The sequence below is a fragment of the Pseudomonas sp. Pse1 genome, from assembly GCF_024519635.1.
Taxonomy (GTDB): Bacteria; Pseudomonadota; Gammaproteobacteria; order Pseudomonadales; family Pseudomonadaceae; genus Aquipseudomonas.
This window is the reverse complement of the sequence record NZ_JALJRO010000079.1, coordinates 1-474: the sequence shown is the minus strand read 5'-3', so window position 1 is coordinate 474 and position 474 is coordinate 1. Positions and strand designations below refer to the sequence as shown.

The window sequence follows — 474 nt, the reverse complement described above, 5'->3', positions numbered from 1 at the left end:
CGCTGCAGTGAAAGTGATCACCGTGCGTGCCACCGGTTTCGACCCGGTTGCCGCTGAAGGTGGTTCGGCTGCTGTTGAAGCGGTTGCTGCTGCTCACGACGCTGGCATCTCCAGCTTCGTCGGCGAAGAACTGGCCAAGTCCGATCGTCCGGAACTGACCGCTGCCAAGATCGTCGTTTCCGGCGGCCGCGGCATGCAGAACGGCGACAACTTCAAACACCTGTACGCCCTGGCCGACAAGCTGGGCGCTGCCGTCGGTGCTTCGCGCGCCGCGGTCGACGCAGGTTTTGTACCCAACGACATGCAGGTCGGTCAGACCGGCAAGATCGTTGCTCCACAGCTGTACATCGCGGTCGGTATCTCCGGCGCGATCCAGCACCTGGCCGGCATGAAAGACTCCAAAGTGATCGTTGCGATCAACAAGGACGAAGAAGCGCCGATCTTCCAGGTGGCCGATTACGGCTTGGTGGCGGA

Annotated in this window: 1 protein-coding gene; it reads left to right on the top strand. The window is 62.0% G+C overall.

Annotation, left to right across the window (positions count from 1 at the left end):
* On the top strand, positions 1–474 hold a 474-nt coding region (locus tag NR126_RS28455), incomplete at both ends, for an electron transfer flavoprotein subunit alpha/FixB family protein (RefSeq protein ID WP_256832492.1).